Below are 15,165 nucleotides of genomic sequence, written 5' to 3' on the forward strand. Positions count from 1 at the left end.
GGCCCAAAGTAGAAACTTACTCAACAGTCAGAACTGTTGACGTTGTCACCAAATCACCGGACTGTAATGGACATGCCGAATATACGCGCGCGTCTGCTCGTAGTTCTGGTGGTCCTCTCCGGATTCCTGACGGCGACGGGCGTGAGACCCGCCACCGCCGAAGCCCTCCCCGACTCCCTCTGGTTCGACGACACGCCTCTCACGGTGCAGGACGGCCGCTTCACCGACGGCCTCGGCCGCGAGGTCGTCCTGCGCGGCTACAACGTCTCCGGCGAGACCAAACTGGCCGAGAACAACGGCCTGCCCTTCGCCTCCGTCGCCGACGCGAAGAAGTCCGCGACCGCGCTGCGCGCCCTCGGCGGCGGCAACACGGTCCGCTTCCTGCTCTCCTGGGCGTACGCCGAACCCGTGCGCGGCCAGGTCGGCGAGGCCTACCTGGCCGCCGCCACCGACCAGATGCGCGCCTTCCTGGATGCCGGGATCCGCGTCTACCCCGACTTCCACCAGGACCTCTACTCCCGCCACCTCTTCGACCCCGACAGCTGGTACACGGGCGACGGCGCCCCCAAGTGGGCCGTGGACGCCGGGAACTACCCGGACGAGAGCTGCGGGATCTGCCTGTTCTGGGGCCAGAACATCACCCAGAACGAGGCAGTGAAGCGGGCGACGTACGACTTCTGGCACAACGCGTACGGCCTCCAGGACGCGTTCCTCACCACCGCCGAGAAGACCATGGCCTACGTCAAACAGCACCTCAGCGCCGCCGAGTTCGCGGGCGTCGTCGGCTTCGACCCCTACAACGAGCCGCACGCCGGCGTGTACGACTCCGGCCAGACCAGCCGCGCGTGGGAACGCGACGTGCTGTGGCCGTTCTACGAGAAGTTCCGTGCCCGCATGGACTCGGCCGGCTGGCAGGACAAGCCCGCCTTCGTCGAGCCGAACCTGTTCTGGAACGCCAACATCAGCTTCCAGAAGCAGGAGGGCGGACTCCTCGACGCCGGCACCCTGGGCCCGGACTACGTGTTCAACACCCACTTCTACGACCAGAAGGCCATCTCCGGGATCTTCATGCCGGGCAAGGCCGGGGACGGCCAGTACTCGACCGACTTCGGCACGGTCCGCGACCGGGCCGCGGCCACGGACACGGCCGGGATCATCAGCGAGTTCGGCCACCCGCTCGCGGGCAACGTCTCCGACAAGGCGCCCACCGTCCTCAAGGCGATGTACCAGGGCCTCGACTCCCGCTTGCCGGGGGCGAGTTGGTGGTCGAACCCGACCGCGTCCGGCCCGGTCCTCTCCGGTTCGCAGTGGCAGTGGGACATCTACAACGGACGTCACCACGAGCTGATGAACGGCAACCCCGACAAGGTGCTCACCACCGGCGACGCCTGGAACGACGAGGACCTGTCGGCCGTACGCCTCGACGACTCCGGCAAGGCCGTGCTGCGCCAGGACGCCCGGCTCCTCGACCGTCTCTACCCGAGCGCGACGGCCGGTACGACCGTCGCCTTCGCCTACGAGGACCGTTCCCGCGACGGCTCCACGACCCTGACCTGGAACCAGGTGCCGAGTTCGCTCCCGAACGTCTCCCGGCTGGTCGGCTCGGGGCAGTACGGGCTGCTGATGTGGCGCTCCGACGGCACCTCGGCGCCCACGGAACTGCACCTCCCGGCGTCCTTCCCGACCGCGGCGACCACGGTGGTCTCCGACCTGGGCACGTCCTACGGCCCGCCCGCATACACCCGGACCATCCCGATCGCGGCCGCCGCCGAACCGGGCGGCACCGGAAGCCGGCGCCTCCTGCTCACCGCCCCCGACAACGGCGTCCTGCACTACGCGCTGGTGACCAACGGCGCTACGGCACCCTCGGCGACCCTGCTGAACGCGGCCAGGTCCGAACTGTCCGCGTGGGCGGCGCAGCGGGCCGGCTGAGCCGCGGCCCCGGGCCCTTCCGAAAGGCGCGGCCCGGGACCGCTTGACCCTCCCCTTGCGTCAGGGTTGAGCCTGGACCTCGACGAAAGGGCAGGTGAATGAGGTACTCCGTGCGGCGGGTCGCGTCCTTCGCCTTCCTCGCGGCCGGACCCCTGCCGGTGTTCATCGGGTTCGGCAGCATGGCGGCCGGTCACGGAGAGCGGCTGAGTGAGATCGCCGTACGGGCGCTGCGGCAGGCCGGACTGCGGGGGATCCTCCAGACCGGGCGCGCCGGACTCGCGGCCGACGGCGACGACGTCCTGACGATCGGGGATGTACCGCACGAGCTGCTGTTCCCGAGGGTCGCCGCCGTGGTCCACCACGCCGGGGCGGGCACCGCGGCCGCGGGGCTGCGTGCCGGGTCGCCCGCGGTGCCGGTGCCGGTGACGGCGGACCAGCCGTTCTGAACGGGGCGGCCGGCCGCGACCGGTGCCGTGACCACCCCGGTCCCCTTCCGGTCTTTCAGCGCCGACCGGCTCGCCGACGCGCTGGAACGGGTCGTACGACAGCAGGGCCGCGCCCGCGCCGCATCGGTCGCCGCGCAGCACATGGCGACCGAGGACGGAGCGGGCGCGGCGGTCAAGGCCGTCGATTGACGGGGATTGACGGGGGCTGACGCGGCGATCCTCAGGAGGCCGGTCCCGTCCAGCTCGCCGACACATGCCCCAGACGGACGCGCTGCGGGTGGTCGCCCACCGCCACCGACACCGTCTTCTGCCCGGTGGCGAAGTCGATGGCGGTGACCTGGTCGGCGCCGCTCTCGGAGACGACGCAGCTCTTGCCGTCGCCGCTGACGGTGGCCCAGTAGGGCTTGGACACGGCGACGAGCGGGCCCTCCTTGAGGGTGGCGCGGTCGACCACGGTCGCGTAGTCGTCCATCGTGCCCGCCACGCACAGCTTGGAGCCGTCCGGCTTCATCGAGATGCCGTGGTGGCGCGAGTCGTTGACGAAGGTGGTGCGGTCGTCGCTGGTCGCTGGGTTCTTCGGCAGCGTCTTCGTGCGGGTGATCTTGTCGGTGGCGATGTCGTACTCGAAGAAGCCGTTGAAGAACGACACCTGGAAGTACAGCTTGGACTCGTCGGGGGAGAACACGGCGGGCCGGACCGCGTCGGAGTAGTCGGTGAGGCCGATCGCGTCCAGCCGCTCCCGCATGTCGATCACCTTGACCTGCTTGTACGTCGTGGCGTCGACCACCGTGATGTGCCGGTCGCCCTTCGTCCAGTCCAGCCAGGGGGCGTCGGTCGCGGTGTTCACGTCGCCGATGGCCATGTTCCAGATGTACTTGCCGTCACTGCTGAAGATGTTCTCGTGCGGCTTGTCGCCGGTGGCGAACGAACCGAGCTGCTTGCCGGTGGTGATGTCGAGCACGTGCACGGTGTTCCCGGTCGACGCGGACACCGCGACCCGCTTGCCGTCCGGCGAGACCGCCATGTGGTCGGCGCGGTAACCCGACACCGGGAAACGCCAGTTGATGGCCCCGGTGGTCAGGTTGATCGACACGACGTCGGCGAAGCTCGGCCGTGAGACGACCACCGAGGTGCCGTCCGGCGTGGAGTACATGTCGTCGGCGAACTGGTCGTGGCCCTCGCCGACGCTGTTGCGGATGGTCATGTAAGCGATCCACCGGATCGGGTCGGCGTTGATCTCCGCCATGCGCTCGGCCTTGTCGGGGATCACGTTGACGCGGCCTATCTTCGCGAGGTCCCCGCTGGACTTGATGACGTCGGCGGTGCCGTCCCAGTTGTTGGCGACGAACAACACCTCACGCAGGGCGGCGGCGGAGGTGTCCGGGGCGGCGGTGGCGGCGGTCGCGGGAGCCGTGAGGGTCAGAACGAGGGCGGCGGCTACGGAGCACAGGTGCCTGGGCCTGATGGCAGGCATGACTGCTCTCTTCCTCTGTGAGGGGCATGGGCATGCCAATACGGCATGAAACTGAACACGCTTGGCTTCAGACTGAACTTACTGCAAAGTAAGGAAGAGGTGCCCTTCTCCACAAGACTGCGCACACGACAAAATCGGTGTTCGAGCGGAGCGTCCGACGGTCGGGCGGGACAGGGAGGCGCGGTGACGGGCAGGCTCAGGGCGCCGACCGGCCGATACGGTGGCAAGACGGCCGAGGAGCGGCAGGCCGAGCGGCGCCGCCGCTTCCTGGGCGCCGCCCTTCAGCTCTTCGGCGACACCCCCGGCTACCGCGCCACCACGGTCGCGGCGCTCAGCGAGGCCGCGGGCCTGTCCACCCGCCAGTTCTACGAGGAGTTCCGCACCCTCGAGGACGTCCTGGCCGCCCTCCACCTCCAGGTCAACGAGTGGGCCGAACAGGCCGTCCTGCTCGCCGTGGCCGGCGCGGAGAACCTGCCGCTCGCCGAGCGCGTCGCCGCGATCTTCCACGCGTACGCCGCCAACGTCACCCGCGACCCGCGCCGGATCCGTATCACCTTCGTCGAGATCATCGGCGTCAGCCCCCGTCTGGAGGAGCAGCGCCTGGCCCGCCGCGCCCGCTGGGTCGACCTCATGTGCGCCGAGGCCGAGGCGGCTGTCGGGCGCGGGGAGGCGGCCCCTCGCGACTACCGGCTCGCCGCGGCGGCATTCATCGGCAGCGTCAACGGCCTGCTCCACGACTGGAACGCCGGGTGGGTGGGCGCCACGCTCGACGAGGTCGTCGAGGAACTGGTCCGGCAACTGCTGGGGATCCTCCGACCGCCGGGCTGGACACCGGCTCCCTCCCGAACGGGCGGGACCGTCTCGGGGTGTGACCCGGATCCGCGTCAACGGACAATGGGTTGATCTCGAAACCCTGAAGGGCCCGGCCCTGACGCTGACGCCGGCGTCGTGGGCTGCCGAAGGGCACGCTGCCGGTGATCGGGTGACCAGGACCGCCAACCACCGCCGGGACTAGGGGTGTGGTGAAAGTCCCGCACAGCACCCACAGCACCCACAGCACCCACGGCGCCCGGCACGCTCCCCCACTGCCTCAAGGGCGTGGGAGGTGCCCCCACTCGCCGCACCGGCCAAAGACCCAAGTACGGCCAGTACGAGGGCCTTCGTCCGGCACTCCCCCAGCCTCCGGCCGGGGGGACCCCCAGGGCACGCACCGAACGCCGCGGGCACCGCACGGGACTTTCGCAACCCCCTGGTCCGCGCGCAGTCGGCGTGGCGTACGACCAGGCGCAGGCACGCCAGGCTGAGTCCTGCCCGCCAGAACGTCAGCGCGCTACCCGGGTGGGCGGTCCAACCGGCAGTGCGCGTTGGAGCAGGTCCGTTTCGACGATGCCTGCCACCGGCAATCCGGCGGACACCGTGGCCGCTGTGCGCCCTCCCGAAGACGCCGCCGACAGCCGCGTCGCCAACAGCGCCGCACGCCTGACGCCGACGGCGGCGGCGACGACCGCCAAAGATCAGGCGGGCTCGCTGCCCGCGCTCGGTGCGGCGGGCAGAGTCCGCGGGTTCACGGGAAACAGGTGCCGCACGCCGCCCGCGCACAGGTCGAGAGCGAGTTCGCAGAACATGGCGTTGGCCCAGCCGAACCAGTCCCGGGTGAACCGGCCGGGGTCGTCGACATGGAAGCTCTCGTGCATCAGGCCGGTGCCCGCGGTCGTGGCCGCCAGCGTTTCCAGGGCCTGTGCCGCGGCGTTCTGGTCGCCGGTCAGGCCGGCGGTGGCGATGGCCAGTGGCCAGACGTGATCGTCCGGCGTATGCGGACTGCCGACACCGGACGCGTATCTGCCGCCGAAGAACGAAGGATTCGCCTCGGAGAGCACGAGACGCCGGGTGGCCTGATACAGCGGGTCCTGCGGTGTGCACCAGCCGCTCAGCGGCAGGCTCAGCAGACTGGGGAGGTTGGCGTCGTCGGCGAGCAGCACCGCCCCGAGGCCGTCCACCTCGTAGGCGAGTACGGAGGCGCCGCCGGCCTCGACGACCGCGTACGCCAGGATTCCGGCGTCGATCTCGTCGGCCAGCATCGAGGACTCGTGGGCGAGTTCGGCGTCGTGGAGGACGGACGAGGCCAGTTCGGCCAGCCCGTGCAGGGTCGCCGACGCCAGCGCGTTGGCCGGGACGAGGTAGCCGTGTGTGCAGGCATCGTCGCTCGGCCGGAAGCCCGACCACGTCATACCGGTCCCCCCGACCAGGGCTCCGTGGCCGTCGTGCGGCAGGCTGTCACCGGCGAAGGGGCCGGACGGCCGGACGAACCGGTAGGGCGAGTGCGCGTGGGACTGCTCCGCCCGCCACAGCCGTACGATCGTCCAGGCGGCGCGGTGAAAAGCATCGTCGAGGTGGTCCTCGCGACCGGTGGCCCGCCGGATCGCGTACGCCAACTGCAACGGCGCGCACAGCGAGTCGAGTTCGTACTTGCGCTCCCACACCCACTCACCCGGCGTGGGCTGATCAGCTGGCTCGCCGTGCGCGCCGGTGGGGCCGTCGTTGAAGGCGTTGGCGTACGGGTCCAGCAGGACGCAACGGATCTGGCGGCGAGATACGCCGACCAGGACGTCGCCGACCTCCGGATCCGTGGCCACGGCGAGGTAGGGGCGTACCTGGGCCGTGCTGTCACGCAGCCACATGGCCGGGATGTCTCCGGTTTTGACGAAGACGTCCGACGGCTCGGCGCCCCAGCTCATCGACGTGGTCCATGTGTTGGTCAGGCAATGCTCGACGATGTCCGCCGCCGGGCTGCCCCGCAGTTCGGTGGCCAGCCGTCGTCCGAGCGACCTCAGCGACTCAGGAACCGCCCACACGGTTCCGGAGGTTGATCCGGGAAACGTTACCATCGGCCCTCTTGACTCCCTCTGTGGCGTACGCCACCGTGTGGTCGCAGGAAATGGAAACGTTACCTTGAAGGAGCTGGAGACCACCAGACGGTCGGGTCCACCCCCGGTCTGCGGCCTCGCCAACTCCTGGGAGGAGAAGGTGAGCGCGTGTGACAGCCACTCCGGACCAGCAACTGCACCGACCCCCGCACCCACCGCCGCATCCGCAACCGCGCCGCCCTTGGCGCCGGCGAGGGAAGCTGGGGTCGGACACCCGGGCCGCGTACGTGTTCATGGCGCCGGCTCTCATCGGCTTCACGGTCTTCGTCGTCTACCCGCTGATCCGATCGGCCTACTTCTCGCTGACGCGGTACAACGGCCTGACGGCCCCGACCTTCGTCGGCCTCGACAACTTCCGCAGGATGTTCACCACCGACCCGTCGTTCTGGCCCTCGGTGCGCGCCACCCTGCTGCTGGTCGTCCTGTACGTGCCACTGTCGCTGGCCATCGGGCTGGCGCTGGCGGTGTTCTGCAACCGGCGCATCCGTGGCGTCCGGATCCTGCGCACCCTGGTCTATCTTCCGGTGGTGCTGCCGGTGGTCGCCACGATCACCTTGTGGAAGTTCGTCTTCAACCCGCAGGTCGGCCTGGCCAACCAGGTGCTGACGTGGTTTCACCTCCCGACCAGCGAGTGGCTGTCCGGTTCGAGCTCAGCGATGCCGTCGATCGTGATCGTCATGCTGTGGAGCGTCGGCTCCACAATGATCATCTTTCTCGCCGCGCTCCAGGCGGTGCCCACCGAGCTCTACGAGGCGGCCCGCATCGACGGCGCCGGCCCCCGGATCATGTTCTTCCGGATCACCCTGCCGCTGATCAGTCCCATCATGGTGCTGCAGGTCGTGCTGCAGTTGGTGACCGCCCTGCAGACCTTCAACCAGCCGAAGATCCTCTCGCCCGACGGGCAGGGCGGACCCGGCTTCAGCACCAGGGTCCTGATGCTGTCGATCTACAACAACGGCTTCCCCACGCTCGGCCGGGTCGCAGACTTCGGCTACGCATCCGCCCAGGTGTGGGTGCTCTTCCTGATCATCGTGGTCGTGATCGCCGCCACCGCCCGCTTCTCCTCGGTCTGGACCTACAGTGACCATGTCTCCTGACGTCACGACGGCGCCGAAGCCGGTGCCCCCTTCCCCTGCGATCGCCGCCACGAGTGCGCCCCGGCCGCCCCGGAAGACCGTACGGACCGCGTCCTGGTACGCCGTCGCGCTGCTGATCTCCTCGGTGATGGTCCTGCCCATCCTGTGGATGGTCACCATCGCGCTGAAGGGCCACACGGCGGTCTTCCAGGTCCCGCCCCGGCTGCTGCCCGACGAATTCCACTTCGAGAACTTCATCGACGGCCCGAAGGCGATCCACTTCCCCCGCCTGCTGCTCAACTCCTTCGTCATCACCGGCCTGTCGGTGATCGGCGGCGTCATGACCTCGATGATGGCCGGATACGCCCTGGCCCGGCTCCGCTTCCCGGGCCGGAAGGTCTGGTTCTACGTCTTCGTCGGCAGCATGATGCTGCCCCCGGTGGTCGGCATCATCCCGCTGTTCCAGCTCTTCAAGGACATCGGCTGGTACGACACCTGGCTGCCGCTGATCGTGCCGGCCTGGCTGGGCGGGAATCCGCTGTTCATCTTCCTCGCCCGCCAGTACTTCCTGTCGGTGCCCTACTCCATCGACGAGGCCGCCAAGGTGGACGGCGCCGGACACTTCCGGATCTTCTTCAGCGTCATGCTCCCCATCACCCGGCCGGCCTGGATCACCATGGCCATCCTGGCCTTCCAGCTGTCGTGGAACGACTACCTCAACCCGCTCATCTACCTGTACTCGTCGGAGAAGTGGCCGCTGAGCGTCGGCATGGCCTCCTTCGTCTCCCAGTTCGCCGGCCAGACCCCGGACTGGAACCTCTACATGGCCGCGAACCTGCTCTACATGCTCCCCCCACTGGCCGTGTTCTTCGTGGCCCAGCGCTACTTCATCCAAGGCCTGAGCGCACTGGGCACCGTCAACCAGCGCTGACCCGTACCGCGGTCAGCCGATCCAACCACGCACCATGGAGACCACGTTGAAACGAACACTGCACGCCGCCGGAGTGCTACTGGTGGCAGGGGGACTGCTGGCCACGTCCGCATGCGGCGGCTCCTCGGGGAAGGCGTCCGGGGGGAAGACCACGGTCACCGTGATGACCTGGGAGTCGAGCGCGACCAACAAGCTCATCGACCAGGCCCTGGCCGGCTTCCACGACCCCGACATCACGGTCAAGCGCATCGACACCCCCAACGGCAACTACGGGGACAAGCTCGCCTCCCTCACACAGGCCAAGAAACTGCCCGATCTCTTCTGGTGCGGCAACGACACCGAACTGCAGTACACCGGCCAGGGCCTGCTCACCGACTGGTCGTCCAAGCTGTCCGGCTCCGGTGACTTCACCTCCGGCAGCTTCGAACCCACCGCCATGAAGAACTGGAAGACCGCCGACGGAAAGATCGGCGGAGTCCCCTCCCTGATGAACACCTACGGCATCTGGTACGACATCGACGCCTTCAAGGCCGCCGGAGTACCGCTGCCGGCCGCCGGCTGGACCTGGGACGAGATGTACGCGGCCGCCGACAAGCTGCACAAGAAGGGCGCCAAGTACGGCCTGGTCGCCGACGCCATGACCAATGCGGACGCGCCCTTCAGCCTCAGCCTCTACTCCCTGTCCGCCGGCGGCGCCCCCTTCGCCGACAGTGTCAACCAGCCCACCAAGACGACCGTCGACGCCAAGTACACCGAAGGCGTCGGCAAACTCGTGGCGGGCATCAAGAGCGGTGCCGTGGCGCCTCCCGGCTACGACGTCTCCAACTCGCAGTCGCTGTTCGCCGCGGGACAGATACCGATGCTGTGGAGCGGTCAGTGGCTGGCCGCCGGCTTCCTCACCGACAATCCGAAGATCAAGTACGGCTTCGCGCCCCTGCCCCAGGTCGACAAGCCGGCCACCCTGTACGACGCGGTGGGCATCTGCACCCCGTCGTACACCCAGAACGCGGACGCCACCTTCAAGGTGCTCTCGTACCTCGACTCCACCGTGTGGACCAAGGTGCTCCCCGACTCGCCGGTGGCCGTGCCGGCCTACTCCGCCGCCCAGGACTCGTACTACAACGCCCTGAGCAAGGCCGGGCTGACGACCGTGGCCTCCACCGTCAAGTCGGACCTGGACGCACAGCTGACCATCGGCGTGCGCTTCACCACGCAGTGGGCCAGTCAGTCCAACGACCTGATCACGGCGTACTGGCCCGACATCCTCCAGGGCAAGAAGCCGCTGTCCGATCTGCAGACCATGACCGACAAGATCAACGATGTGATCAAGAGCAACGGTTAGTGCCCGAGCCGCACGGGCCCGAAGCCCCGGTCACCCTTGCTGACCGGGGCATGCGCCCTGTCCCGGAACCGTATCCTGAGGGCCGTCACTCGGCCGCCCGGTGAAGAAAGTTGGTCTCCGCCCCACGTGAGCAGTCGTCCCCCACAGCGCCAGAACACCAGGCCGACAATGCGCGATGTCGCAGAGCGGGCCGGAGTCGCCCTCGTCACCGTGTCGCGCGTCGTCAACGGCATCGGAACCGTCCGCGAGGAGACGGCCGAGCGGGTCATCGCCGCCATCAACGCCATCGGGTACCAGCGCAACGAGATCGCACGATCGCTCCGCCCCGGGCAGAACTCCATGACCATCGGGCTGTTGCTCGGTGACCTGACCAACCCCTTCTACGCCTCCCTGGCGAAGGCGGCCGTCGACGTGGCGAACCGGGCCGGGTACGCCGTGCTGCTCAGCACCGCCGACGAGGACCCGGAGGTCGAGCGCCGTGCGGTGGGCGAGCTCATCGGGCGGCGGGTCGCGGGGCTCATCATCGTGCCCGACCAGGGCGACCACGCCTTTCTCGACGAGGTCAACGCCCACGACCACGTGCCCATCGTCTTCGTCGACCGACCCGCCACCGGCGCCGAGGCCGACGTCGTGATGGTAGACAACGAGGGCGGGGGAGCGGCGGCGACACAGCACCTCATCGACCACGGTCACCGCCGCATCGCGATCCTCGTCGCGCCCTCCTACTACACCACCGGCCGCAGGCTCCGCGGCTACCGCAAGGCGCTGCGGCGCAGCGGCATCCCCGTCGACGAGGACCTGGTCGTCACCCTGCGACGCGGCACCACGGAGGACGCCGCCGCCGCCACCCACGCCCTGCTGACGTCGGCGCGACCGCCGACGGCGATCTTCTCGACCACGGGCTTCCTCACCGAGGGCGTCCTGCGGGCGAGCCAGCGACTGCGGTTGCCCGTCGCGGTGGTGGGGTTCGACGACTTCAAGCTGGCCGACATGCTCCCGACCCCGGTCACGGTGGTGACCTCCGACACCGAGGAGCTGGGCCGTCACGCCGCCCGTCTGCTCATCGACCGCGTCAACGGCGAGGGTGCGCCCTTCCGCAGGACCGTGCTGCCGGTGCGGCTCATCGCCCGGGGTACGGGGGAGTTGGGCCCTCAGTCTCAGTCTCAGTAGAGCGTCGGCCAGAGGGTGCGGGGCCACGCGAGCACGGCGTAGAGCTGTGCGAAGGCCGCCTGCTGGATCGCCTGTGTGCCACCGGACGAGTCGAAGTGCACCAGCCCGGTCGCGGGATCGCGCATGGTGGACCACACCTGGTCGGCGTAGTCGGCCATCGCGCGGTGGTACTTGCCGTCGCCGGTCACCGACTCCAGGAGCAGCAGGTTCTTGAAGAAGATCGAGTTGAAGAACACCGGCTGGCTGAACAGCCGTCCCTGCGTGACGTAGTAGGCGTACGCGGCCTCGGCGATCTGCTCGGCCCGGCGCAGATAGACGCCGTCACGGGTCGCCCGGTGGAGTAGGACGTTGACGCCGACCGGCACGCCCTGGTTGTACGACCAGATGGTCTTCTCGATGGTGCCCTGCAGGTCGAGATGGTCCCAGTAGAGTCCGCCGGGGCTCTGCAGATGGGTGTTCGTCCAGTCGTAGAACCGCTTTGCCCAGTCCAGGTAGCCGCTCTCGCCGGTGATCAGGTGGAGGCGCAGGCCGAGTTGGGCGCCCGGCATGTTGGAGACGGTGTTGCGGTCATGGCTCCAGGTCGCCTGGGTCCAGAAGACGCCGCCGGGTGCGGCGTGGGTGGTGTCGGTGTCCCAGCCGGACCTGACCAGCGCGAAGATCTCCTTCGCGCGTGCCAGCGCGGCGGTGTCCCCGGTCTGCAGGTGGCGCTGGACCTTCGCCAGCCCGACCCACTCGTTGTCGTCGTAGAACATGTCGCCGCCCGAGCCGTACGGAGCGTCGGGGTAGGAGTCGTATCCGGGCAGCCCGGTCGTGCCTCCGCCCGCGTTCCAGTAGTGCTCCTGGGCCTTCGCGCGGGCGGCCAGCTTTGACTGGTACGCCGTGTCCACCGCCGCGAGGTCCAGAGCGGCGATGTGCACCTGGGAGAAGGGCCACTCGTAGGAGTACGGGTTGTCGCCCGAGGCCGCCGGATACTGCTCGCGGACCAGTCCGGACCCGTCCGTCGCGTCGAGGTGTCTCTCCAGGGCGGCGTAGGCGGCTCTGCCGCGGGACAGCGCGCGGGACCGGTGTTCCGCGTCTTCCGCGTTGCCGCCGCTCGCGGTGGCCGCGTTCGCGGTGGAAGTCGTCGCCATCGTGGCCATGGCCACGGCTGTCAGACCGGAGCCGACCAGCGCTCGGCGGGAGGGGTATCGGCGCATGGAAACGTCTCCATTCGATTGAGGGATGGGTGAGGCCGCGGGTAATGGAAACGTTGTCATGACGCTGTGGAGTCGTCAACGGTCCGAACAGAACCAGTAGTCGGCAGCGGTGACGGTATGGTCCGGGACCCGCTGGTCGGCGCATCCTCCAACCGCTGTCCGGCCGCGTACCGCAACCGAACGGTCTCGAGATCCAGGACTGCGGCGGTGGCGCCCACCAGGCCGTGACCATCCCCGCCGCCGGTGAACTCCGGCTCCACGGCGGTAGGCGGTGCCTGCCCCGCCCGCACCGCCAGCGGCTCGAAGCGGGCGTGGGGTGACGAGGGTGAGCTCGTGCCCGGCACGCGCCAGGCCGTGCCCCAGACCGGTGAACGGGGCTACGTCGCCCGGGATTCCGCCGTCATGGCCGCTACGCGCACGACGGACAGTATGGCGGCGAGGGCCACCGCCCGGGGTGAACAAACCGAGAAGACCGGCAACTTCACACCTGTCACATCCGTTGACTTGCTCCTCTCATGGCTCTACGTTCGGCGCGCACAGCGTTCGGTTCACCGATCTCAGTTCGAAATGTCGAACGCATTGGGTGTCCCTCCCGCACGAAGGAGCCGCATGTACCCCCCACCCTCACCGACGGCCACAGGCGTCATGGGCCGCTTCAGAGCCACCGCCGTCCGCGCCCTCGTCTTCGCCCTGACCGTGACCGCCGCCCTGCTGTTCGCCCAGCCGAACGCGGCACAGGCGGCGACGACCCGTCAGATACCTGTGTCCGCCGCCCCGATGGGCTGGGCCTCCTGGAACAGCTTCGCCGCGAAGATCGACTACAACGTGATCAAGCAGCAGGTCGACGCGTTCGTCGCGGCGGGCCTGCCCGCGGCCGGCTACCAGTACATCAACATCGACGAGGGCTGGTGGCAGGGCACCCGCGACAGCGCCGGCAACATCACGATCGATGAGACCGAGTGGCCCGGCGGAATGAAGGCCATCGCCGACTACATCCACAGCAAGGGCCTCAAGGCGGGCATCTACACCGACGCCGGCAAGGACGGCTGCGGATACTACTACCCGACGGGCCGGCCCGCCGCACCCGGCTCGGGCAGCGAGGGCCACTACGACCAGGACATGCTCCAGTTCTCGAAGTGGGGCTTCGACTTCGTGAAGGTGGACTGGTGCGGCGGGGACGCCGAGGGCCTCGACGCGAAGACGACGTACCAGGCCATCAGCGACGCGATCACCAGGGCCACGGCCACCACCGGCCGCCCGATGACCCTGTCGCTGTGCAACTGGGGCAGGCAGAACCCGTGGAACTGGGCCCCGGGGCAGGGCGCGATGTGGCGGACCAACGACGACATCATCCTCTTCGGCAACCAGCCGTCCATGACCAACCTGCTGACCAACTACGACAGGAACGTGCACCCCACCGCCCAGCACACCGGCTACTACAACGACCCGGACATGCTGATGGTCGGCATGGACGGCTTCACCGCCGCCCAGAACCGCACCCACATGAACCTGTGGGCGATCTCCGGCGCCCCGCTCCTGGCCGGCAACAACCTGGCGACCATGACCGCCGAGACGGCCGCGATCCTGAAGAACCCCGAGGTCATCGCGGTCGACCAGGACCCGCGCGGCCTCCAGGGCGTCGAGGTCGCCGAGGACACCACCGGAGCGCAGGTCTACGGCAAGGTCCTGTCCGGCGCCGGCAACCGCGCGGTCGTCCTGCTCAACCGCACCTCCGCGGCGAGGAACATCACCGTCCGCTGGTCGGACCTCGGTCTGACCAACGCCAATGCCACCGTCCGTGACCTCTGGGCGCGGTCCGACATCGGTACCTACGGCACGAGTTACACGGCGAGCGTCCCGGCGGGCGGCTCGGTGATGCTCAACGTCACCGGCGGCACCGAGGCGGCGAGCAGCACGTACACCGGTACGTCGAACTTCACCGGCGTGGTCGCCGGGAGCACCGGCCTGAAGACGGTCGACGTCTCCTACACCAACAACACCTCCACCGCCCGCACGGCCACCCTCCAGGTCAACGGCCAGACGCCCACCAAGGTCTCCTTCCCGCCGACCGGATCGAGCCCGGGCACCATCTCCGTCGCGGCCTCCCTGTCCAAGGGCTCCGCCAACACGCTCGCCTTCTCGGGAGCGTCCGGCATCGACTCGATCACCGTCCGGCCCCTGCCCGGCGCGAACGGCACCCTCGCCGTCGGCAAGCAGTCCGGCCGCTGCCTCGACATCTATGACAACACCATCACCAACGGCACCCAGGCCGAACTGTGGGACTGCAACGGCGGCCCCAACCAGTCCTGGACCTACACCTCCCGCAAGGAACTCGTGGTGTACGGCAACAAGTGCCTGGACGCCTACGACCGCGGCACCACCAACGGCACCAAGGTCGTCATCTGGGACTGCAACGGCCAGAGCAACCAGCAGTGGAACGTGAACAGTGACGGCACCCTCACCAACGTCAACGCCGGTCTCTGCCTCGACGCGAACAACAACGGCACGGCCAACGGCTCGCTGCTCGTGCTGTGGTCGTGCAACGGCGGCGACAACCAGAAGTGGACGCTGACGTAGCTCCCGCCTGACCGGGACACCTCAGCATCACCACCGCGGCGCCGCCCTGCAGACAGCAGGGCGGCGCCGCGCACATCAGCGGCGCCATCGTTGCGAC

General features: G+C 68.8%; 10 protein-coding genes and 1 pseudogene. 8 read left to right on the forward strand and 3 right to left on the reverse strand.

The features are described 5' to 3' along the window. Positions 1 to 66: 66 nt before the first annotated feature. Complete coding sequence (locus ACFYO2_RS23320; RefSeq protein WP_388352166.1) at positions 67 to 1,932, forward strand: endoglycosylceramidase; 1,866 nt, start codon at positions 67 to 69, stop codon at positions 1,930 to 1,932. Between the two features lie 134 nt (positions 1,933 to 2,066). Beyond that, a pseudogene (locus tag ACFYO2_RS23325) lies at positions 2,067 to 2,567 on the forward strand (glycosyltransferase); the annotation flags it as partial. 31 nt (positions 2,568 to 2,598) lie between these two features. Here the strand turns inward: ACFYO2_RS23325 and ACFYO2_RS23330 are convergent. Further along, positions 2,599 to 3,852, reverse strand: a complete 1,254-nt coding sequence (locus ACFYO2_RS23330) for a YncE family protein (RefSeq protein WP_388352169.1) — start codon at positions 3,850 to 3,852, stop codon at positions 2,599 to 2,601. 183 nt (positions 3,853 to 4,035) lie between these two features. On the opposite strand from ACFYO2_RS23330, the gene ACFYO2_RS23335 reads away from it, so the two are divergent. After that, a complete protein-coding gene (locus ACFYO2_RS23335) occupies positions 4,036 to 4,755 on the forward strand; it encodes a TetR/AcrR family transcriptional regulator (RefSeq protein ID WP_388352170.1) in 720 nt (239 codons plus the stop codon). A gap of 611 nt (positions 4,756 to 5,366) precedes the next feature. On the opposite strand, the gene ACFYO2_RS23340 is transcribed toward ACFYO2_RS23335, so the two are convergent. Then, on the reverse strand, positions 5,367 to 6,704 hold the full coding sequence (locus tag ACFYO2_RS23340) for a glycoside hydrolase family 125 protein (RefSeq protein ID WP_388352172.1): 1,338 nt from the start codon (positions 6,702 to 6,704) through the stop codon (positions 5,367 to 5,369). 182 nt (positions 6,705 to 6,886) lie between these two features. On the opposite strand from ACFYO2_RS23340, the gene ACFYO2_RS23345 reads away from it, so the two are divergent. The 4 genes from ACFYO2_RS23345 to ACFYO2_RS23360 all read left to right on the forward strand — a co-directional run bounded on the left by ACFYO2_RS23345 (position 6,887) and on the right by ACFYO2_RS23360 (position 11,295). Then, positions 6,887 to 7,873 (forward strand): carbohydrate ABC transporter permease, encoded by a 987-nt coding sequence (locus ACFYO2_RS23345; protein WP_388352174.1) that lies wholly within the window; start codon positions 6,887 to 6,889, stop codon positions 7,871 to 7,873. Then, positions 7,863 to 8,783 carry a carbohydrate ABC transporter permease gene (locus tag ACFYO2_RS23350; RefSeq protein ID WP_388352177.1) on the forward strand — a complete coding sequence of 307 codons (921 nt, stop codon included), beginning with the start codon at positions 7,863 to 7,865 and terminating at the stop codon, positions 8,781 to 8,783. Before ACFYO2_RS23345 ends, ACFYO2_RS23350 begins: the two co-directional genes overlap by 11 nt. A 46-nt stretch (positions 8,784 to 8,829) precedes the next feature. Continuing rightward, positions 8,830 to 10,125 (forward strand): ABC transporter substrate-binding protein, encoded by a 1,296-nt coding sequence (locus ACFYO2_RS23355; protein WP_388352179.1) that lies wholly within the window; start codon positions 8,830 to 8,832, stop codon positions 10,123 to 10,125. A 168-nt stretch (positions 10,126 to 10,293) separates the two neighbouring features. Next, on the forward strand, positions 10,294 to 11,295 hold the full coding sequence (locus ACFYO2_RS23360; RefSeq protein ID WP_388352181.1) for a LacI family DNA-binding transcriptional regulator: 1,002 nt from the start codon (positions 10,294 to 10,296) through the stop codon (positions 11,293 to 11,295). On the opposite strand, the gene ACFYO2_RS23365 is transcribed toward ACFYO2_RS23360, so the two are convergent. Beyond that, entirely contained in the window at positions 11,289 to 12,491 is a 1,203-nt protein-coding gene (locus tag ACFYO2_RS23365; protein ID WP_388352184.1) for a glycoside hydrolase family 76 protein, read from the reverse strand. The two genes, ACFYO2_RS23360 and ACFYO2_RS23365, sit on opposite strands and share 7 nt — an antisense overlap. Before the next feature lie 609 nt (positions 12,492 to 13,100). Here ACFYO2_RS23365 and ACFYO2_RS23370 point away from each other — a divergent pair. Beyond that, the gene (locus ACFYO2_RS23370; RefSeq protein ID WP_388352187.1) at positions 13,101 to 15,068 is read left to right on the forward strand and encodes a ricin-type beta-trefoil lectin domain protein; all 1,968 of its coding nucleotides are present in this window, start codon (positions 13,101 to 13,103) and stop codon (positions 15,066 to 15,068) included. Positions 15,069 to 15,165: the final 97 nt, after the last annotated feature.

It is taken from the genome of Streptomyces sp. NPDC006602, assembly GCF_042870385.1.
Taxonomy (GTDB): Bacteria; Actinomycetota; Actinomycetes; order Streptomycetales; family Streptomycetaceae; genus Streptomyces.